Raw genomic sequence first — 18,405 nt, 5'->3', positions numbered from 1 at the left:
GGGTCACCCATTGGATGAACACGCGGCGCATCAGCGAAGGCCCGATTCCGCAGCGAGGGACGGCGCGCTGCCGAGCTCGTAGGCCAACACATGAGGTCCGTGGGTCACGAACATCCGCCCTTGGGCAAGCGCAATGCCGCCCGCTGAACAGGGCTGTGTCTTGAGTCGAATCTCGGATTCAGGCGCGCCGGAACTGGCGTCGATACGGCAGATGACGCCATCATGGCTCAGATAGAGCAGGCCCTGTTCGCCGACCGGCAGCGGTGCGCCGCACAGGCCCCGCGCTTCTTGCTTTTGCCAGGCGATGGACATGGACAGCTTCTCGCCAAAGAAGCCTCGAGACGCCTTCACGTCAAGGGCAGTGATGGCGTCGGCGCCTGTCCCGTGGCTGTCGCGCCAGACGTAGAACCGACCTTCGCTCGGGCCTTGCACCAGTCTGAGCGTTTGGTTCTGATCTTCGAGCGGCAGTTCGGCAAGCAGCTTGCCACCCGCCGCATCACGGATCTGAAGCGCGCGGCTGTTGCAGACATAGAGTCGCTTGCCCGAGACGATGGGGTTGTAAAAGTAGAGGCTGTCCGTGATCGACCACCCGCTCTTGCCGGTCTCAAGCGACAGGCTGTGAAGCGAGCATCTCGAGGGCTCGTCCATCCCGGTGCTGGCTGCGGCGCTGTGGAACACGCGGCCATCGGCCATCGTGAGTGGATAGGCGTGGCCGCCGCCCTCGAACTTCCACAAGGTTTCGCCCGAGTGCCGGTTCAGGCACCAGGTGAACTTCGCTCCGCCCGCGATCTCGGCAAAGACCAGTCGATCACCCGACAGAACAGGCACGCCGATATTCCTTCCGCACTCCGGCCCCCGCCAGATCAGCTGCCCTTGCGCGTCGAGCGCATGAATGGAGCCGTCAAAGCTGCTCCAGTAGGTGATGTCGCCAGCGGCGATCGGCTCGTTGCCGACGTGATCGATCAGACAGCTCCAGATTTCACGGCCCGTCGCCGCCTCGAAGGCGCACAGCTTGCTCTGAAAAAAGCCTGCTTTTTCATAGTGAAAGCAAGCAAGAACCCGGTCACCGGCGATGACCGGCCGCCGTGCCTGAACGCGCCGTTCCTTCGGCAGTTTGAAAGACCATTTCAGTTGTGCCTCCATCAGAACCCTGACCTCCTCTCAGGTGGAAAACGTGTGAATTGAGCTTCAAGTAGCGGCTGGGCAAGCAAGGCCAAGAATGAACTGGGGCGATTCACTCGGGCAGAGGGAGCGTGTTGTACCGACTACGGCTGCCGGTAAATGACAGCGACCATTCGCCATCGGGCTTGAGCATCCAACGCTCGACAACTTCTGGATCGGGATACGCCAGTCTGGATAGATTCCCAAAAGCCTCTCGTCCATCTGGCATGAACTGTTCATGCGCGTAGCGGATCAATCCATCGGAATGTTCGAAGACCTGCACCTGCCCGCCATGTTGTGCTCTGCTTATCAGGGTGCTCGGGAGGTTTGCAACTAGCGTCAGCAGTGCTGCTCGAATGGGGATCTTTTCAACGCCATAGTCGAACAACAGGGCAGTAACTTCCGCTTCTCCATACAGAAAGAACTGTTCGTAGTACTGTTCGTCAAACTCAGTGTGATTTCGTGCAACTCTCAGACGACCTGCTTCATCAAACCCATACAAATGTTTGTGCTGCGTTGATGCAGGCCTCCTTATGCTTCCCGCACCCCTACGCGATGAGTCGTCAAGGAAGTAGAGCGGATCAAGTTCATATCGCGGTAGAGATGAACTCCACTCCCAGCGTGTGACGGTATGCGCAGCGTCGTCTCGCAGTTCAGCGTACTGGGATCGCGCACTGGAGAGGCATTCGTCCAGTCGCGCCAGTTCACTCAATTGCCGTTCGACCAGGCTCGAGAGGCGGTTGGGTAGATCGTCGTCGCGCATGTGAGGCCTAACTTGTTGCATGTCGATCTTTAACGAATTTTGCACAACATTTGAGCATGCTCACGAGGCCAAGACCGGCCTCGCAAACCCGATCAGCTTTCCTGCCCTGTACCGAGTTGTGTGTCATTGCATACGTCGGCTTACTCATCCAGAAACTTCCAGGTATCCGCCCCGTCAAACCTGCGCACGCGCACGGAGGCGATCAGCTGCGGATCGAAGTTGCCGAGGTGGACGCCATGTTTGGCGCCGTGTTCGGGTGCAATGGGCTCCCAATGGGTCACGCTGCCGCAGTGGGCGCAGCGCATGGTTCGCAGGGTCTTGTCGCCTTGGACGTAGGCCTGTTGCGGTAGCGCGCCTGGCGCGGTTTCGATCTTCACCGCGCCCCACTCAAAGTACACCCAGGGTCCGCCGACCCGGCGGCACAGCGAGCAGTTGCAGGAGGTGGCCGTTTCGGGCGTCTTGGGCAGGGTCAGGCGGACGGCGCCGCAATGACAGGAACCTTGGTGCTGAAGATGTTGCATCTTCTCTTGCTGCCGCTGCTGTTGCTTCTGCATGGTCGGAGGCCTCTGGCTTGGTGGGTCAAAGAGGACGGCGGAATGACTGAATGACTGAGTGAATGGAGGGATGCAGGGACGGATGGAAGAGAACGAGCGTAGGGGTTTGCGCGCAAAAAAAGAGTAGCGCAGGCGTGCGAGCAGGGGCAAGGGCAAGGGCAAGGGCAAGGCTAACCGACAACGGCACCACTTGCGTCCGTGCACAGGGCTTGTTTGTCAGTGCTCGGTGCTTGATCGTGTACCGCTCTCAGCTGCGGTTGCCCTTGGCTTTCAAGGCTTCAGAGCCCGCGCATCCTGAAGCGCCGGCGGTGGGCCCCGGCGCCCTCTTAGCAATTCTTTAGACAAGACCTGCAGGCCTTGCGCGAGCATGGTCCGCTGCGGTTCTGGGTTCTTCTATCCACTCACTCACTTATTCAGTCAATCAATCGTTCCCCCACTCATACATGAACAGGGGCGGTGCGCCGGTGGCCCCATGGACCGGGCTCCGGTGCAGGGGCTGGTGTGCAGGCCCTGCCGCTGCACCGAGCGGGCCACTGGATCACCATGCGTTTATCCCTTGTTTCGAGCTGGCCCAAAAGCAAGTTTGTCCTCGCGCTGCGTGAGAGCTTTCTCGCCATGCTGCCGGTCTTCCTCCTGCTGCAGGGCATGGGCCTGGGCCTTTCGGCCCTGGAGCTGAGTGATGCGGCGAACTCCAGCGTTCTGCGGCATGTGCTCAGCTCGGTGCTGGGCTTTCAGCAGTATTTCTGGCCAGTGGCCATGTCGGTGTCCACGGCCATTCACCTGGCCAGAGCCTATGGGGAGGACCCGATCTACACCGTGGTCCTGACCTTGTCGCTGATGTTGCTGGCGCTCCAGTCCTCACAGGGGCTGGGCGAGTCGAAGCAGAACTGGGCTTGGATGATGCTGGGCTCGGTGCTTTTGCCCGGTGCCTCGGTGACCTGCATGCACGGGCTTTCGCGTTGCATGCCGCGGCTTGAGTTTGGCGGGCTGGGGCAGGCCTCGCCAGCCATGGCGCGCACCTTGACCCAGGGTCTGCACTTCGCCTTGGCCCTGTGCCTGCTGGCGTGGCCAGCGCTGCTCTTGCCCCACAGTTCGGGCCCGCTGGAGGGCATCTTTGAGTGGATGCCGCAGTGGCTGGCCTGGTTGCTGCTGACGCTGCTGAGCAATATGGCCTGGTGGATGGGCATGAACGGGGCCGGCATCATGGATTGGGCCACGGGCAATGCCTTGCAGCGCGTGCAGGCCATCCCCGGGGTCTCGCTGCTCGATCTGGACAACAGCTTCAATTACATCGGGGGCTCGGGCTCGACCCTGGCGCTGCTGGTCTGGCTGGTCTGGTTCCAGCGGCACAAAGCCGGCCCCAAGGTGTGGCGCTGGGCCTTGCCCCTGCATCTGTTCAACATCAACGAGGTGTTGACCTTTGCCTTGCCGGTGGTGGGCAACTGGCTGTTCTTCATTCCCTTTGTCTTCGCGCCCACGATCAGCGCCTGGGTGACCTACGCGGTGGTCGTGCAAGGGCAGTGGATTCCAGCCAGCGGGTCGTGGGAGGTGATTTGGACGATTCCCCATTTCTTGAAGCCATTGATGATGGCGGCACCGGTGGCCAAGGTCTGGGCCCTGCAGCTGCTGCTGTTCTTGTTGACCCTGCTGCTGTACCGCCCCTTCGTCAAGCGATGGGTGCAAAGAGAGCAGCTGGGCGAGCCCGCATGGGATCTGGCCAATCGCATGAACTTGGGGCCGGAGCTGGAGCTCTATTCGGAGGCCCGCTTCGTCAAGCGGCAGGAGGCCCAGCATGAGTGGGGGCGTCAGGCACAGGCAGCGCTCAAGCTGCTGCGAGAGGGCGGTTTGAGCATGCACTACCAGCCCAAGCTCGAAGTGCAGACGGGCCGTGTTGTGGGCTTTGAGGCCTTGCTGCGATTGCAGGACGCCAACGGCCGGCCTGTGGCGCCGCAGCACTTCTTGCCGGCCCTGGAGCGTGTGGGTTTTGGTGACCTGCTGGATTTGTGGGTGGTGCGCCAGGTGGTGGAGGACATGCGAGGCTGGCGCGCGCAGGGCCTGGATCTGCCGGTGGCTGTGAACCTCACCGCCGCCACTTTGGGCGATGCCGAGGCCTTTGCGCTCCTGATGAATGCGCTGCGCAGCCTGCCGCCCGGTGGCTTGCAAGTGGAATTGCTGGAGAGCAGCCTGATCGATGAGTCGTCCCTGGTGCGGGAGCGGCTGGTTCAGTTGCGTGAAGCCGGCGTGCGGGTGTTTGTGGACGATTTCGGGACCGGTTACTCCAACCTCGCCTTGTTTCATGTGGCCGAGGTGGATGTCGTCAAGGTGGACCGTTCGCTCTTGCTGGCGGCCTCCGAGCCGCGTGGCGAGCGGCTCTACCGCGAGGTCTGCAGCATCCTCCATCGCCTGGGCTATGACGTGGTGGCCGAGGGTGTGGAGACGGTGGCAGAGCGCGATTTCGTGGCGCAGTGCGGCGTCAGCGCCATCCAGGGCTGGTGGGTCGGCAAACCTGTGCCTTCCAGCCAGGTGCCTGAGATGCTGAAAGGCCTGGCCCTGCGCTTTGGCGTGGCCTGATTGCGGCAGGCCTCGGCCTGCCTCTTCCAGGCTCTTCCTGGCTCACACGCCCAAAGCGAAGCGCCCATCCGGCGCCGGCAGATCCGGCCCGTCGAGGCGATGGAGCGGCCGCCCGGCCCGGTCGTACCAAAGCTGCAGTTCGCTGCCTTCCACACGCAAGAGGGCGAAGCCATCGCCAGGGAAGTCCGTCCAGGCGCTGACGCGGCAGCGCAAGACCTGACCCTCGGGGCCATCGAAGGTGAACTCGTCAGGCTCGGCCAGGGCCTCGACATCGGTGATGGCAAACGGCCAGGGTGCATAGAGGGCCGAGCTGTGGATGCTGTGCAGGCGGACGGTTGGGCCCTGGGCCTCGCCATTGGCGTCCAGCGCGCAGATCTCGGCGCTGACGAAGCCCGAGCGGTGCTCGTCGCCGGAGAGAAACACCACCCCGTCGGCCTGCTGGGCCCAGAGCTCGGCCAGCAGAGATTTCAGGCTGGCCGGGTAGCCGCACCAGGCGTCCGAGTGCAGGGCGCTGGCCGCATGCTCCTGGCAGGTGCGGCGGCGTGGCAGCAGCAGGGAGCCGGTCAGCACCAGGCGGGGGCGCTCGCGATGGCTGCGCAGCCAGTGGGCGAACGCCGCTTCCTGTTCCGGGCTGAAGATGCGGGCTTCGCGCCAGTTGCCGCTGTGCCGGGGTTCGCGCTCGGTGCGGGTGTCGCCGATGAAAAAAGCCGCGCCGCGCCAGACGAAGTCGTGCCAGAAATGCTGGAACAGCCCCGGGCGCTCCTGCTCGTCACCGGGCTCCCAGCGCGCCGCCCAGGCGGCGGCCACCGCCGCCTCAAAGAAGGGGCCGCGGCGCAGGCCGCCAGGCGCCGAGGGGTCAGCGACGGGCTCCCAATTGTCTTCGATCTCGTGGTCGTCGGGTGCGTGGACGATGCGCGCCAGGGTGGGTGGCAGATGCCGCACCAGACCGGCCTTGAAATGCTGGTAGGGCTTGGCATAACGCTCGATTCGCGTGCCCGCATCGGCCAGGCCGCCGCTGGCATCGGCATAGATCTCATCGCCGGCCAGCAGCAGCAAGGACAGCTCAGCCCCGCGCGCATGCTCGCGGCTGAAAGCCAGCAATCGAGCCAGCGAGGCCTGGGCCGGGCCCACCAGCTCGGGCGCGGTGTCGGCCGGCTGGCGGGCATCGAGCACGCCCGGCGGGTACTGGCAGGCGGCCAGTACCAGGCTCAGGGCCTGGCCAGGCCGGGCCTGCTCGGGCTGGGTGTCGGGCCGCTGTACGAGGGCGTGGCGCCAGCTCAGCGGCGGCTGGGCCAGGGCGTCGCGCAGGGCGTCTTCCAGGCCCGGTGGCGGCCGCTCGCCCTCGCGGCGCGGCGTGCGGGCGTCGGCGTAGACGAGAAGGCAGAGCAGGGCGGCATCTTCATCGGGCCTGCCCTCGAAGAAGTCCATCGGGATGGCATGGCGCAGCGGCTCGCCGGGCAGGGGCTCGCGCGTGCCATCGCCGGCCGGTTTCTCAAACACCTGCAGCATCGCCTGGCTGGCCAGCGGCGCATCGGGCTGCAACGGCTGCCATTCATCGGCACTCACGCGCCGCATCGGCAGCCAGGCCCAGAGCCGTGGCCAGCCCAGCTCGGGCTGCAAGGCGGTCAGCACCAGGGCCAGGTCTTGCCCGGCCGGCGCGTCGGTGTCGGGCTGGGCGGCGGGTGCCGCACGGTGGCGCACTTCCAGACGGTGCAGGGGCGGGTGGGCGCTGCGCAGTTCCGGGTCGAGCCTCTGTGCTTCGGCGGGGGGGAGACGCTGGGGTATCACGACAAGCCCTCCTTCAGGAAGCCGATGATGTGGGGGAAGACGCGTTGCTCGATGTGGCGGCCGATCAGGCAGTCCTGGTGGCCATGCTCGGCGATCACGCGGAAACGGTAGCGGCCCGGCGCCACCTGCTCGTAGAGATCGGCCGTCAGCTCGGCGCTCTCGGCCTGGCAGAGGCCGTTGTCCTGGCCGTGGATGGACAACACCGGGAACTGCTGCAGCTGGGCCAGGGTCTTGGCCATGTCATCGAGGTAGAGGCTGGCGCCGCTCCAGTCGGTGATCTCGTTGCTGCGCGCGAAGTTGATGGCTTGCGCCACCGTGTCCATGTTCAGCGGGCCGAAATGGTCATCGATGAAATCGAACACCGGCTGATCGACATTGCCGATGGCGAAGTCGCGCCCGTAGAGCAGGTCCATGCGGTGGCGGGTGGCCGTCCACGGCGTTTTGCGCAGGCTGGGGAAGGGCGGGTTCTCGATGTCGAACTCCTTGTCCGGGTAGGGCAGGCTGGACAACAGACGGTCGATCAGTTGGTCCCTCAGGCCCGCCGGCTCGCTCGGGCGGAAGCTGTAGTCGTCCAGTGGCAGGTAGGGCCGGATGTACTGCATCAGATGCGCCCGCAAGCTGTTGGTCGGCGAGAAGATCATCTTGGGCGTGACCTGCGAGATCACCAGCCGGCGGATCAGCCCGCCGGCCATCAGCTTCTGCCGCAGGGGGTAGAAGTGCTCGAAGAGCTGGGCTTGAGGCTGCAGCAAGGCCATGTGCAGCATCACCGAGCCCATGCAGTGCGCGAGCACGTCGATCTGGGGCTTGCCGCTGGCGCGCAGCACATGGTCCACCGCCACCGGGATGTCGTTGAGCGCGCATTCCTCAAAAGTCCAGGGCAGGCGGGCCGAGGGCATGCCGGCACTGGTGCGCATGTCGGCGATCCAGATGTCGAAGCCGGCGTCCCACAAGAGCTGGGCCGGGCCGGGCTGCACCGAGTGGTGCGCAAAGGTCGTGCCGCTGGCGCTGTAGCCGTGGATCATCAACAGGGGCTGGCCATGGCCGCCCGGTCGCGCGCGGTAGCGGGTCAGGCGCAGGTGCACGGGCTGGTCGTCATCGTCTGCCTCGCGTGTCTGCACCGGCTGGCGCGAGAGCCCGGCCTCGCCACGCCGGCCCACGGCCAGCTCGCAGATCTCGGGCGCCGGCAGGCCAGGCACCTCGGCCGGCAGGCGCTGGGGCTCGCGCGTCGGCGCCGCATCGGGCTTGCGGAAGCTCCAGATGTGCACGCCGATCAGCAAGCGCAGCACATAGCTGAGCAGGGAGCCGACATCGCGCATGGCGCTGGCCAGGTCCTGCTGCTGGGTGATGCGCAGCAGGGGCTGGCCTTGGCGGGCCAGGTAGAAGAGATCCAGGTCCAGCTGCGGCGTGCCGCCGTCCAGGCCTGGCAGCTGCGGCGCCTCCAGGACCATGCGGCTGAGTTGGGTCCAGGGGTTGGCGCGGCGTGTGTAGCTGATGCGCTTCACGCCGTGCAGGGGCTGGGCATAGAGCGGCTGCAGCCAGGCGGGCAAGACCTGACCCGGCTCGGGCCGCTGGGGATGGACGTGGTACTCCATCAAGCGCAGCTGGCCGCCATGGCTGGCCAGGGCCAGGGCGTTGCGGGCCCGCTCAAGAAAGTCCTTGGGTCGAGGGCCGAAACGGGGCTTGGGCGCCTCGCTTTGCTGCAGCTTGTCCATCAAGGCAAACATGCTGTCGCGCCAGCCGCGATTCATGAACCAGGCTTTCAGTGCGCTGCAGCGGCGCTGGCGGTGGCTGCTGCGAGCGCGGTGGAAGACCTGCAGCTGCGCTTGTTCCAGTGGCGCCAGCCAGCGTGCGTCACGGTCCTCGCGCTCGGCATGCATCCAGAGCTTGGCGCCTTGGCGCTGCGGGTCGGCGCTGACGATCATGGGCCGGCCGGGCGAGTCTGGGTCGGCGGCGGTGTCGAAGAGGCGCAGCCGGCTCTGGCCCCCGGGCCCGCTCTGCAAGCGGCGCTGCGGCCCGGGCTGCAGCAAGTCCTGCAGGGCCACCGGCTCAAACACAAAGTTCAGCTCCAGGTACTTGAGCTCGCCGCCCGGCGCGCCGGGCAGGCGCACATAGCCGCCCATGCGCTCGCGGAACTCGGCCAGGGTGGGCTGGCTCGCGGGTGCCTGCTCGGGGTCGATCGGGCGATAGACGGGGCGCGGTGTCAGGTCTTGCTTCTGGCGAGGCTTGCCCTCGACCCAGCCCCAGCGTTGGCGTAAGCCGGCCAGAGCGCGCAGGCTCAAAGCGGTGATGGTCAGCGCCGGGTTGATGCCCACGGCGGCCGGCACGATGGCGCCGTCCAGCACGGCCAGGCCTGGATGCACGGCCTCGCCGAAGCGGCCGCTGAAGACCTGGCCCCATTCATTGACCACGCCGCGGCTGGCCTCGTCGCCCATGGCGCAGCCGCCCAGGGGGTGCACGGTCAGCATGGGGCCGCGCTGGTCATTGATGAGAAAGCTCATCTCGGCCGGCAGCAGCCGCCACATGGGGTTGGCCAGCAGGCGCGCGCCGTGGCGAGCGAGGCGCAGGTTCAGCCAGTCGTGGCGGGCCTGAACGGCGGGGTCTTGCCGGGCTTCGGGCCAGTGCACGCCGAGGGTGCCGGGCTCGGGGGCTTGCTGCTTGCGCGCCGGGCTGTGCAGGCGGCCGATGGCCGCATCCAGGCCCATCACGGCCACTGGCAGCATGCGCGGGCGCCGCGCCACAGGGATGGCATAGGGGTCGTCGAAGCTGAGGCTGCTGCCATGCTCGCTGCGGTCCGGCCGGGCCAGGCCGTGCAGGGTCTCGGCCATGGCAAAGCTCTCTTCAAACGCCCAGCGCATCGGCCCCGGGATGGCCAGGTCCTCGACCACAAAGCCGCCCGCCTCGCGCACATCAATGAGGCCGGTGATGGTGGGGCCGACCTCGCGCTGGGCGGGCGCCTGGTCTTCGTCCGCCAGAGCGTTCAGATCGCTGGGCGCATCGACGGCCAGGGCCAGCACATCGCCATTGCCGCTGAACTGCTCGCCCAGCCGGTCGGACAGGGTCAGGCCTTGCTCGCGCGAGCGCATCAGGATTTCGGTCGAGCCCAGGCTGCCGGCGGCCAGCACCACATGCCGGGCGCGCAGCTGCAGGTCGCGTGGCTCTCGGGCGTTCAGCTTTTCGTCGGTGTGGGACAGGTGCACGGTCCAAACGGGCTCATCGCCCGCGCTGCGCTCCAGATGGCGCACCGTGGCCCCCGTCACCAAGCGCACGCCTTGCGCTTGAGCCTGGCGCAGCAGATTGGTGTCCAGCGATTCCTTGGCGCCCTGGTTGCAGCCGGTGGCGCAGTCACCGCAGGCGATGCAGCGCTCCAGCGGCAGGCCGGCGGCGCTGCGCGGCGCGGCGTCCAGGGCCACAGTGATGGGCACCTGGCGTGCTGGCACGCTGCCCTCGGCGCCCAGCTGAGCCAGCAAGTCAGCGCGGCGCGGGGGGTGGCCGCTCAGGCGGGCGATGGTGTTGGGCTGGCCCTGGGCATCGAGGCTGCCCAGGGCGCGGCCGGCCTGCTCGTACCAGGCCTGCATCTGGCCGGGGTCGCGGCGCAGGGCTTGCGGCCAGCGCTCACCCTCGAAGACCGAGGGCAGGGCGGGCTCCATCACCCCGGCATTGATCAGCGAACCGCCGCCCAGGCCATTGGCCAGAACCACGCACATATCCGGCCCGAGGCGGAAGTCGAACAGGGCCTTGCGGTAGCCCTTGACCTCGGCGCTGCCCGCGGTGGCGAAGCGCACATGGCCGGGCAGATCGGCCATGCGGCGCGGGAAGGCGCCGGGCAGGTATTCCTGGCCGCGCTCGAGCACGGCGATGCGCAGGGGCCGATCGGGGGCATCGGCCGCCGCGCAGCGCGACAGATACTCGGCCGCCGCCGCACCGCCGTAGCCGCTGCCGATGATGAGCACATCGAAGGGTTCGCTGGCCGAGGCCCCGGCGTCCGCCATCTCGGCGAGCAAGACCTCCAGACCGACGGAGATGTCACGGGTGGCGCGTCGTGGACGGGCCGCCCCGGCGGCCGGGTGGGTGTTCGAGTCTGAAGCCGGAGTGGACATCATGAAAACGGTCTCGCGGTGAACAGCCGCGCAGCATAACGGGATGTGCACGCGGGCGGGCCGATCTCGCGCTGCGGCTCGTGGGGTGGCAGAGGCCGGGCATCAGTCCCCGGGGCGTTTCGTCCCAGCCGGGCGGGCACCGAGCACAGGGTGGGCGCGCGTGCGGCCTGGCGGGCGTCCAATGCCTGCATTTGTAAAACTCGGAAGGAAGCTTGCCTCATGAAGATTGCACTGCTGAGCACGGCCCGCTTGCGCCCCCGGGCCGCCGGCTGGCTGTTGGCGCTGCCCATGCTGCTGCTGGGCGCTGCGGCCGTGCAGGCGCAAAGCCCGGTCACGCCGGAGCCTGATCACGGCCGCCTGCTGCACAGCGACGATGCCCGCCTGGCGGCCCACAAGCGGCGGGTCTACGACTTCTGGCGCGATGTGCTGGAGGCGGGCCAGTTGGACCGCGCCGAGCAGTACCTGGCCGAGAACTATGTTCAGCACAACCCCAATGTGCCGAACGGCCGGGCGGGCTTTGTCGAGTTCTTCCGCAAGTTCAGCAAGCCGCGGCCGGTGGCGGCGCGCGTCGAGGCGCCTCTGGTGGCCATCCTGGCCGAGGGCGACCTGGTGAACCTGGTGTTTGTCTCGGTGCATGCCGATCCCAAGGCGCCGGGCCAGACCTACACCAGCACCTGGTTCGATCTCTTCCGCCTGGACGCGCAGGGCCGCATCGTCGAACACTGGGACCCAGACACCCGGCGTTGAGTCTCCGGGCGGCCGCACGCCGGTGGCTCTGTAAAACCCTGAGTGAATGTGCGCTCGAGCAGCCCTCCTTTCCCGCAGAATGCCCCGGTTCAACAGGGAGGATTTTTCGATGCGTCTGCGTTCAACTTTTGCGCTGCTGGCCGTCTCGGCCATGTTCGCCGGCTGCGCCAGCTACCAGCCCATTCCAGCGGATTACAAAGGCCCGACCGCCACCGTGACCGATTCCGGCCGGCTGGAGGACGGCACCAAGGCCCAGATGTTTGTGCTGGCCGAGATCGATGGCAACCGAATCGACAACGCCATCGGCGACAGTGCCCGCGCCAGCCAGGGCAAGGGCTTTGCGCTGACCACGGTGTTCACCAGCCGGGCGCTGCCGGCCCGGCCGATGAAGGTCAAGCTGGTGGCCAGCCACGCCACCGCAGCGCCGATTCAGGCCATGGCCAGCCAGATGGCAGGCACCTGGTATTCGACCGAGGGCGTGGTCGATTTCAAGCCCGAGCCTGACGGCCAGTATGTGGTGCGCGGCGAGCTGAAGAAGCAGGGTTCGACCGTCTGGATCGAGGACGCCAAGACCCGCCAGGCGGTGACCGCCAAGGTGGGTTCTTGAAACGGGAGCGCGCGCCGTCTTTGACGAGCGGCGCGCGCCGGCGCTGCCTGAAACAGTGGGGCGCCAGCGCCGCAGCCCTGGCGTTGCCCTGGGGTTCAGCCGGCGCGAATGGGGTGCCAGGGGCGGGGCCTGGGTCGGCCTTGCTGGCCACCCCGCGCGCGCGTTTCAGCCTGCCCTTTCATCGGGTCAATGGCTACATCCTGATCGACGCCAAGGTCGGCAGGCGGGCCGGGCGCTTGATGTTCGACACGGGCACCGAGTTCCCTTTGTTCATCAACCGCCATGTGCTGCCCATGGCCAAGGACCAGTTCATGGTGCGCGGCCATGCCGCCTCCGGGCAGGCCCTGGTGCTGTACCGGCAGCGCGCGCCCTTGCGCGATCTGGTGCTGGCGGGGGAGCTGGCCTTCGCGCCGCTGGCCGGGCTGCCGCATGCCGACTTCAGTTTTCTCGAGGCCGCCATCAGCGAACGCTTTTTGGGCATGCTGGGCCATGGCTTCAGCCGTGACTACGAGTTCGCGCTGGATTACCAGCAGCAGATCCTGGATTTCTTTGCCCTGCCTGCGGCAGGGGCTGCGGACCCGGAGTCGGGCGAGGTGCCGCAGTACCGGCCGGATCCCGCCGCGGCATTGCTGCTGACCATGCAGTTTCGCCCCACCGGGGTGAACGGCAAGATGCCGGAGTTGGAGATGCAGCTGGGCGGGCAGCGCCTGCGCGCCACCGTGGACACCGGCAACCTGGGCTCCCTGCGCCTGAGCTCGGCCTTGCGTGAGCAACTGGAGGCCCAGGGGCTGCTGCGCGTCACGCCGGGGCGCTATCTGCTGGGCCAGCCCTCGCAGCATCTGCGCGCCAGTCTCAGCGGGCTCAGCATCCAGGGTGTAGCCCTGCCACCCTTGCAGGAGCTGCATCTGACCCTGGACGCCAGCGATGCGCCGGGCCAGGGCCCGCATCTGGGTCTGGGCTATCAGTTCCTCAAATCCTATGTGTCGGTCTGGAACTACCAGCGCTCGGAGATCCGCCTCTACCGGCCTTGAGCTGCGGCGGTGCAGCGAAGAGCAGCGAGGCGAGGCCGGGAAGGCGCGGCCGTGAACGATGTCTCGTTGCGTCGCGAGACCTAGGGTTTTCCCTTGATTTGCGATCGAGTCTTGATCACAATCAAATACCAGTTCAGAACCAGAGGCCCACAAGGCCTGGCGAGAACTGGTGTTGGCACACCCGATTGAAAAACGGGGTCGCAAAGCTTCCGGTCTACGACCGCGGAGGCACTGAATGGTGAACGCCTGGCTGCGCCACAACCCATCAGCCTGCTTCCGCGCGCCACGACAGCGGGGCCGCCACAGCCTGACAAGGAGGACGGGGTCATCCCGGCCTCGACTGCGAACTTGCCCGCGAGTTCGCCCTTCACCGGCGCCGCGTGCGCCCGATCTCAGGCCTGTGTTCATCGTCTGACGCGTTCCGCCCGTTCTCATGGACCGGGCCGGCCTTGCTTGTTGGCGATCGCGATTCCTTTTCCGTTCTTCATTCCGCCTTTTGAGCGGCAGTCCCCGAGGACCGCCGTGCGGCATGCATGGCTGTGCGAATGACCGAATCAACGACGACCGACCGCCTGGACCCCGACGATGTTTGCCTCCCCCGCTGTAGCTGTTTCTTCTTCCGCCCAACGCTACACCCAACGCTCCACCCAACGCTCCACCCAACGCTCCACCCAACGCTCCACCCAAGCCACGCCGGCCGCGCAGCGCACCGGCCGCCCCAGCTCCCTGGCCCGCCGCGTGGCCTGGATCGGCGGCCTCGGTGTGGCCCTGCTGATCGGCCTGACCACCCTGGGCCTGAGCCTGCAATCGACCGGCGTGGAGCGCGAGCGCGCCGCCGCGCTGGCCACCAGCGAGGCGGCCTCGGTGGCCCGCATGGCCGATGCCTTTGACAACAGCGCGCGGTTGATGGTCGAGCGTTTCTACAACACCTTTGCCAGCGAGTTTCAGGGCAGCTTCAGCCTCAGCGCCGATGGCCGTGACCTGCAATTCGAGCAGACCCGCCTGGCTGGCAATTTCGAGGCGGTGGACCGTTTCAGCCGCAATTCCGGTGGCGCCGCCACCATCTTCATGCGCCAGGGTGATGACTTTCTGCGCATCAGCACCTCGCTGAAGAAAGAGAACGGCGAGCGTGCCGTTGGCACCTTGCTGGGCAGCAGCCACCCGGCCTATGCCACGCTGATGCAGGGCCAGCCCTATGTCGGCCGCGCCGTGCTCTTCGGCCGCCCCTTCATGAACCATTACCAGCCGGTTAAGGACGCTGCAGGTCGGGTGGTGGGCATTCTCTTCGTCGGCTTCGACACCTCGGAGTTCCAACGCTCGCTGGAGCAGATGACGCGCCAGGTCAAGCTCTTCGAAACCGGCGGCCTCTACCTGGTGGACCCGACCGGCGCCAAGGGCCAGCCCCTGCTGCGCGCCCACCCCAGCCAGGCCGGCAAGCCGGTGGCCGAGCTGAGCCCTGAGGCCGATCGTTTCCTGCAGGAGGTGTTCAAGAAGCCGGCCGGTTTCGCCGGCCCGGCGCCGGCCTTGCTGAACCCCAAGCAGAAAGACACCTGGCTGGTGGGTCAGCGCAGCGAGGCCACGGGTTGGTGGGTGCTGGCCGAGGTCTCGGATGCCGAGGCCTTGCGCGAGCACTGGCGCGTGCAGCGCCACCTCTGGCTGACCCTGGGCCTGGCCAGTCTGGTTCTGGCGGCCGGCCTGTACGGGCTGCTGCGCCGCTGGGTGGGCCAGCCGCTGGCCGCGCTCAATGCCGCCGTGCTGCGCGTGGCCGAGGGCGATCTGTCCCTGCCGGTGCAGGCCTTGCGCCATGACGATCTGGGCCTGCTGGCCGGCAATGTCGAGCGCATGCGCTTGCAGCTGGCCCGCACCATCGGCTCGGTGCGCCTGGCCACCGATGGCATTTCCACCGCCAGCTCGCAAGTCGCCGCCGGCAGCCAGGACCTGTCCAGCCGCACCGAAAGCGGCGCCAGCAGCCTGCAGCAGATCGCCAGCTCGGTCGAGCAGCTGACCGTGGCGGTCACGCAAACGGCCGAGTCCGCCGGTGTCGCCAGCGATCTGGCTCTCAGCGCCAATGCCGCAGCCCAGCAGGGCGGCGCGGTGATGGAGCAGCTGGTGCAGACCATGGACGGCATCAGCCGCGCCAGCGGCAAGATCAGCGAGGTTATCGGCACCATCGACGCGATCGCCTTCCAGACCAACATCCTGGCGCTCAATGCCGCCGTCGAGGCCGCCCGTGCCGGCGAGCAGGGCCGCGGCTTCGCCGTGGTGGCCAAGGAGGTGCGCAGCCTGGCCCAGCATTGCGCCGAGTCGGCGCGCGAGATCAAGGGCTTGATCAGCGGCAGCAGCGAGCGGGTCGATGCCGGCCTGAAGCTGGTGCAGACCGCCGGTCGCTCCATGGGCGAGATCGTGCACAGCATCGGCCGCGTCAGCACCGCCGTGGCCGAGATCAATGAAGCCACGCGCGAGCAAGGCGCCGGCCTGGGTCAGGTCAACTCGGCCATCACCGATCTGGACGCCAGCACGCAGCAGAACGCCGCCCTGGTGGAAGAGAGCGCCGCCGCGGCCGAGAGCCTGCACGCCCAGGCCCAGACCCTGGTGGACCTGGTGCGGGGTTTCCATCTGCTGCAGGCGCAGGCCGCCGCGCTGCGCCCCTGAGTTTCGGCAGGGGCGCCCGGCTCTGCGAAACTGCGAGCTTCATCGGACGCCGTTCGATTTGGCCTGGACCTGATTCACCATGAGCGACACCTCTGCTTCTCCTCCGTCTGCAGACGCAACTGCCACCGCCGGCAACACCGCGCCGGTTCAGGCGCGCATCGACTGGGCTGCGTTCGAAACGCATGCCGGCGGTGTGGTCAGCGCCTTGCGCGACTACAGCCGCGCGGTCGACGCCTCGGGCCTGGACAAGGGCCTGGTCGAACTGCTCAAGCTGCGCGCCTCGCAGATCAATGGCTGCGCGTTCTGCCTGCAGTTCCACCTCAACCTGGCGCGCAAGCTGGGCTTGCCGCAGCGCCAGCTGGACCAACTGGCCGCCTGGCGGGATTCGCATGCCTTCAGCGCCCGCGAGCGTGCCGCCCTGGCCTGGACCGAAGCCCTGACCCGCATGGCCGCCGCCCCGGTGGAGGGCACGCTGTACGCCGACCTTCAAGCCCAGTTCAGCGAGGGTGAGATCGCCAATCTGACCGCGGCCATCGCCGCCATCAATGCCTGGAACCGCATCGCCGGCGCGCTGCGCTTCACCCCGCCGGGCGGCTGATCCCTTGTCGATGCCAAGCCGGCGCCTGGGTGGGCTGCAGATCCTGGCCCTGGCCCTGATCCGGGGCTACCAGCGTTTTCTGTCGCCGCACAAAGGCTTTGCCTGCGCCTACCGCGTGCATCGCCGACATGCAGCGGGCTGCTCGGCCCTGGGCTACCGGGCGATCCGCCGCCTCGGTGTGTGGCGCGGCCTGGGTGTCTTGCGCCTTCGGCTGGCGGCTTGTGGAGCGCTGCACCGGCGCTGTCAGGCCGAGATGGCTGGCGTGGCGGGTGGTGTGCGCAGGCCGCTGGCTGCCCAGCGCGGGGACTGCGATTGCGGCTGCGATCTCGGCGACCTGGGCGGCTGCAACAGCTGCGACGCCAGCGACGGCGCTCGCATCTTCAGCCGCCTGATCGATGGCTGCAGCTGCTGTGATTGCGGCTGCGATGGCTGGGGGCGGGATCGCAAGAAGCCGCCCGCAAAACCAAGCTGGCGCTACCGCAGGCGCCAGCCACGCGATCAGAAGAGCTAGCGCCTGAACTTCAGGCCGACAGCGCCTGGATGCGCGGCTCGCTGCTCAGCACCACCCGGTTGCGCCCCTCGGCCTTGGCGCGGTAGAGCGCCTGATCGGCCGCGTCCACCAGGCGCAGGGCCAGGGCCTGCTTGTCGTCGGGCTCGCGGCTGCCTTCGGGTGCACGCTCCAGCATGGCCAGGCCCACCGAGACGGTGGCCGGGATGAACTCACCGCTGGGCAGCAGCAGGGCGCGGGCGGCGATGCTGGCGCGGATGCGCTCGGCGATCTCGCGCGCGTGCTGCAGCGGCGCCTGCGGCAGCAGCACCACGAACTCTTCGCCGCCAAAGCGGGCAATCGTGTCGCCCAGGCGCAGCTGCGACTGGATCAGGTGGCCGATGCTGCGCAGCACCTCGTCGCCGGCCGGGTGGCCGTGGCGGTCGTTGATGGCCTTGAAGTGATCGAGGTCCAGGAACAGGCAGGCCAGGTCGTGGCGGTAGCGGCGCGCCTGCGCGATCTCGATCAGGCAGCGGTGCTCGAAATAGCGGCGGTTGTGCACGCCGGTCAGCATGTCGGTCAGGCCGGCCAGCTTGAGCCGCTCCTGGTTGAGCGCGCTGTCCAGACAGACCGAGACGATGGCGGCCAGGCGCTCCAGCAGCTGGGTGCCGGCGCCGCGATCGTAGCGGGACGGGTCGCTGCTGCCGAAATGCAGGCTGCCGATCAGTTCGCCGTGGCGTGACAGCGGCAGCAGGGCCACCGAGGCCAGGGTGGCTTGAGGTGCGCGATGGGGCGCAGCATGGGGCGCGCCAAACAGCGGGCGGTGCCGCTGCTCATTGAAGGGGCCCAGCCAGGGCTGGTGCAGCTGGCCTTGGAACAGCGGCGCGATCGGGGCGATGCTGGGCAGCAGGGTCAGGCCGTCCAGCGGCGCGGGTTCGTGGTGATTGGGGCCCTCGTGGCGGTGGCGCTCGGCGTCCAGCATGCGGCTGGCTTCGTCGTCACGGTCCAGCAGCACCATGGACACGGCGTCGATGCCAAAAGCCTGGCGGTAGTCATTGAGCAGCAGGCTCAGCAGCTCGGCCATGGAGCGGGCGCCGATCAGCCGGTGTTCCAGCTGGTCGAAGCGGCGCATCTTCTCTTCGTTGTTGCGCGCTTCGCGCAAAAGGCTGTCCAGCTGCCGGCGCAGGGCCTGATTTTCTGCCTGGAGATCGCTGTCCATCGGGTGCTTGCTGAGGAGGGGGCTACGGTTTGCTCAGACTGTAGCCGCTCTTGGGTACTCGCCGTTTTCGCCTGGTCGGACTTGGACGTGGCGGCTGGAAGTGCCCGTTGCAGAGTTGGAACCTGATCGA

At 67.3% G+C, this 18,405-nt stretch carries 13 protein-coding genes and 1 riboswitch; of the genes, 7 read left to right on the top strand and 6 right to left on the bottom strand.

The genetic code is table 11. The features are described 5' to 3' along the window. Positions 1 to 30: 30 nt before the first annotated feature. The 3 genes from AC1Q6P_RS00140 to AC1Q6P_RS00130 all read right to left on the bottom strand — a co-directional run bounded on the left by AC1Q6P_RS00140 (position 31) and on the right by AC1Q6P_RS00130 (position 2,478). Positions 31 to 1,143 (bottom strand): outer membrane protein assembly factor BamB family protein, encoded by a 1,113-nt coding sequence (locus AC1Q6P_RS00140; RefSeq protein ID WP_492663837.1) that lies wholly within the window; start codon positions 1,141 to 1,143, stop codon positions 31 to 33. A gap of 91 nt (positions 1,144 to 1,234) precedes the next feature. Continuing rightward, the gene (locus AC1Q6P_RS00135; RefSeq protein ID WP_492663836.1) at positions 1,235 to 1,924 is read right to left on the bottom strand and encodes a hypothetical protein; all 690 of its coding nucleotides are present in this window, start codon (positions 1,922 to 1,924) and stop codon (positions 1,235 to 1,237) included. 140 nt (positions 1,925 to 2,064) lie between these two features. After that, positions 2,065 to 2,478, bottom strand: a complete 414-nt coding sequence (locus tag AC1Q6P_RS00130) for a GFA family protein (RefSeq protein WP_492663835.1) — start codon at positions 2,476 to 2,478, stop codon at positions 2,065 to 2,067. Positions 2,479 to 3,021: 543 nt separating this feature from the next. Here AC1Q6P_RS00130 and AC1Q6P_RS00125 point away from each other — a divergent pair. Beyond that, positions 3,022 to 5,049: an EAL domain-containing protein gene (locus tag AC1Q6P_RS00125; RefSeq protein WP_492663834.1), complete on the top strand. Its 2,028-nt coding sequence runs from the start codon at positions 3,022 to 3,024 to the stop codon at positions 5,047 to 5,049. A 42-nt stretch (positions 5,050 to 5,091) separates the two neighbouring features. Here the strand turns inward: AC1Q6P_RS00125 and AC1Q6P_RS00120 are convergent, their stop codons facing one another. Both AC1Q6P_RS00120 and AC1Q6P_RS00115 read right to left on the bottom strand, forming a co-directional pair. Next, positions 5,092 to 6,837 (bottom strand): alkaline phosphatase D family protein, encoded by a 1,746-nt coding sequence (locus tag AC1Q6P_RS00120; protein WP_492663833.1) that lies wholly within the window; start codon positions 6,835 to 6,837, stop codon positions 5,092 to 5,094. After that, entirely contained in the window at positions 6,834 to 10,937 is a 4,104-nt protein-coding gene (locus tag AC1Q6P_RS00115) for an FAD-dependent oxidoreductase (protein ID WP_492663832.1), read from the bottom strand. The genes AC1Q6P_RS00120 and AC1Q6P_RS00115 overlap by 4 nt, the downstream gene beginning before the upstream one ends. A 216-nt stretch (positions 10,938 to 11,153) precedes the next feature. Between AC1Q6P_RS00115 and AC1Q6P_RS00110 the strand changes: the two genes are divergently transcribed. The 6 genes from AC1Q6P_RS00110 (at position 11,154) to yidD (ending at position 17,080) form a co-directional block, all read left to right on the top strand. Then, the gene (locus AC1Q6P_RS00110; protein WP_492663831.1) at positions 11,154 to 11,681 is read left to right on the top strand and encodes a nuclear transport factor 2 family protein; all 528 of its coding nucleotides are present in this window, start codon (positions 11,154 to 11,156) and stop codon (positions 11,679 to 11,681) included. Between the two features lie 109 nt (positions 11,682 to 11,790). Next, positions 11,791 to 12,288 carry a hypothetical protein gene (locus tag AC1Q6P_RS00105; protein WP_492663830.1) on the top strand — a complete coding sequence of 166 codons (498 nt, stop codon included), beginning with the start codon at positions 11,791 to 11,793 and terminating at the stop codon, positions 12,286 to 12,288. A 140-nt stretch (positions 12,289 to 12,428) separates the two neighbouring features. Then, positions 12,429 to 13,319 carry a hypothetical protein gene (locus AC1Q6P_RS00100; protein WP_492663829.1) on the top strand — a complete coding sequence of 297 codons (891 nt, stop codon included), beginning with the start codon at positions 12,429 to 12,431 and terminating at the stop codon, positions 13,317 to 13,319. 164 nt (positions 13,320 to 13,483) lie between these two features. Then, positions 13,484 to 13,624: riboswitch (cyclic di-GMP riboswitch) on the top strand. Positions 13,625 to 13,904: 280 nt separating this feature from the next. Continuing rightward, positions 13,905 to 15,971, top strand: a complete 2,067-nt coding sequence (locus tag AC1Q6P_RS00095; RefSeq protein WP_492663828.1) for a methyl-accepting chemotaxis protein — start codon at positions 13,905 to 13,907, stop codon at positions 15,969 to 15,971. A 79-nt stretch (positions 15,972 to 16,050) separates the two neighbouring features. Then, entirely contained in the window at positions 16,051 to 16,569 is a 519-nt protein-coding gene (locus tag AC1Q6P_RS00090) for a carboxymuconolactone decarboxylase family protein (RefSeq protein WP_492663827.1), read from the top strand. A gap of 10 nt (positions 16,570 to 16,579) precedes the next feature. Then, positions 16,580 to 17,080, top strand: a complete 501-nt coding sequence (yidD, locus tag AC1Q6P_RS00085; RefSeq protein ID WP_223696957.1) for a membrane protein insertion efficiency factor YidD — start codon at positions 16,580 to 16,582, stop codon at positions 17,078 to 17,080. Positions 17,081 to 17,090: 10 nt separating this feature from the next. Here the strand turns inward: yidD and AC1Q6P_RS00080 are convergent, their stop codons facing one another. Continuing rightward, positions 17,091 to 18,275 carry a GGDEF domain-containing protein gene (locus AC1Q6P_RS00080; protein WP_171829298.1) on the bottom strand — a complete coding sequence of 395 codons (1,185 nt, stop codon included), beginning with the start codon at positions 18,273 to 18,275 and terminating at the stop codon, positions 17,091 to 17,093. Positions 18,276 to 18,405 lie beyond the last annotated feature (130 nt).

This window comes from Roseateles sp. GW835-FHT13E02 (assembly GCF_058794035.1).
Note: the sequence above shows the minus strand (reverse complement) of the source record. Positions and strands in the feature narration are given on the sequence as shown.

What these genes read in the sequence shown, in the direction of transcription:
- AC1Q6P_RS00115 (WP_492663832.1), bottom strand. Translation starts at nt 10,937, where the DNA reads ATGATGTCCACTCCGGCTTCAGACTCGAACACCCACCCGGCCGCCGGG.
- AC1Q6P_RS00095 (WP_492663828.1), top strand. Translation starts at nt 13,905, where the DNA reads ATGTTTGCCTCCCCCGCTGTAGCTGTTTCTTCTTCCGCCCAACGCTAC.
- AC1Q6P_RS00080 (WP_171829298.1), bottom strand. Translation starts at nt 18,275, where the DNA reads ATGGACAGCGATCTCCAGGCAGAAAATCAGGCCCTGCGCCGGCAGCTG.
- AC1Q6P_RS00105 (WP_492663830.1), top strand. Translation starts at nt 11,791, where the DNA reads ATGCGTCTGCGTTCAACTTTTGCGCTGCTGGCCGTCTCGGCCATGTTC.
- AC1Q6P_RS00140 (WP_492663837.1), bottom strand. Translation starts at nt 1,143, where the DNA reads ATGGAGGCACAACTGAAATGGTCTTTCAAACTGCCGAAGGAACGGCGC.
- AC1Q6P_RS00135 (WP_492663836.1), bottom strand. Translation starts at nt 1,924, where the DNA reads ATGCGCGACGACGATCTACCCAACCGCCTCTCGAGCCTGGTCGAACGG.
- AC1Q6P_RS00125 (WP_492663834.1), top strand. Translation starts at nt 3,022, where the DNA reads ATGCGTTTATCCCTTGTTTCGAGCTGGCCCAAAAGCAAGTTTGTCCTC.
- AC1Q6P_RS00090 (WP_492663827.1), top strand. Translation starts at nt 16,051, where the DNA reads ATGAGCGACACCTCTGCTTCTCCTCCGTCTGCAGACGCAACTGCCACC.
- yidD (WP_223696957.1), top strand. Translation starts at nt 16,580, where the DNA reads ATGCCAAGCCGGCGCCTGGGTGGGCTGCAGATCCTGGCCCTGGCCCTG.
- AC1Q6P_RS00110 (WP_492663831.1), top strand. Translation starts at nt 11,154, where the DNA reads ATGAAGATTGCACTGCTGAGCACGGCCCGCTTGCGCCCCCGGGCCGCC.
- AC1Q6P_RS00130 (WP_492663835.1), bottom strand. Translation starts at nt 2,478, where the DNA reads ATGCAGAAGCAACAGCAGCGGCAGCAAGAGAAGATGCAACATCTTCAG.